Below are 1,035 nucleotides of genomic sequence, written 5' to 3'. Positions count from 1 at the left end.
AAGATGACTCAGTATCGCGGAGTTGAAGTAGATGATCGCGTTGGCAAGCAATCTTGCGCATTCATTCCAGATAGCGATTTCAGACTCGTTTTTGCCACGGAACTGATCACCATTCACCGACGCAATGGCTCGTCTAAGGAAGTGCCATGCTTCTCCCCGGTTCAGGGCACGTTGCACATACTGCCGCAAACTGGCATCGTCGATGTAGTCAAGTAAATATTGCGCTTTAACCAGTCGATTATACTCCGTCAGAGCCTGTAATATTGGGTGTCCAGAAGGGTAACCAGACAGCTTTCTCACCAGCATTGCTTGTGTCGTCCGCTTTGTCTGAAGTGACAGAACAATACGCCTGATATCTTGCCATCCCGTTGTAATAACATTCGTTCTGATAGGCTTCTTTAGCGCCAGTATGGTGCTGCCTTGTTCACTTTCAGTCACATCAAACAGATCGTTGATGACACTATTGAACTGCGCGTATCGAGGTGCAAAGCTGTAACTGCATAGATCCAATAAGGCGAAGTTAACATGATTGACACCGTGCGTATCTGTCGAGAGCACATCTGGTTTGACATCGCTGCTGTTTGATTGCAGCAGATCATAAATATAGTGTGATTCATGCTCGTTAGAGCCGATGATCCGAGCATTGAGGGCGCTGTGGTTGGCCACCAGAGTCATGGCCGTGATCCCTTTATTGGTACCGAAGTACTTTGAGGAATACCGGGTTTTAAACGTTTCCAGATGGGTTTCGAATTTCTGACCATCCGCACTGGCGTGCAACTGGTCCTCCTGAATATGGTAGTGGCGGAAGATGGGTAATGAAGCCACCGCATTATTGATCACGTCGCTGGCATCATGCAGCGTTTCAGGTCGGATATAGTTAGCCTGTACTGTACTCAGGTGTTCATAACTGCGGTCGGAGATCTGCGCCATACCATACACACCACGGTGAGTGGCGTTAGCAATCAGAATGGCCAGTAAATCATCCTGATGAGTAGTTCCCTGTTTTTGTATTGGCAGCACATGTGTCAGGCTTCG

Annotated in this window: 1 protein-coding gene; it reads right to left on the bottom strand. The window is 48.0% G+C overall.

The window, feature by feature from the left end; all coding sequences use genetic code 11:
* Positions 1–1,035 (bottom strand): Tn3 family transposase (locus ACTRWF_RS19620; RefSeq protein WP_462836102.1); only part of this gene is annotated, 1,035 nt, incomplete at both ends.

Source organism: Alteromonas sp. G5_S2_22_S1 (assembly GCF_054968525.1).
The sequence above is the reverse complement of the archived record's forward strand: the minus strand, read 5'-3'. Positions and strand labels throughout refer to the sequence as shown.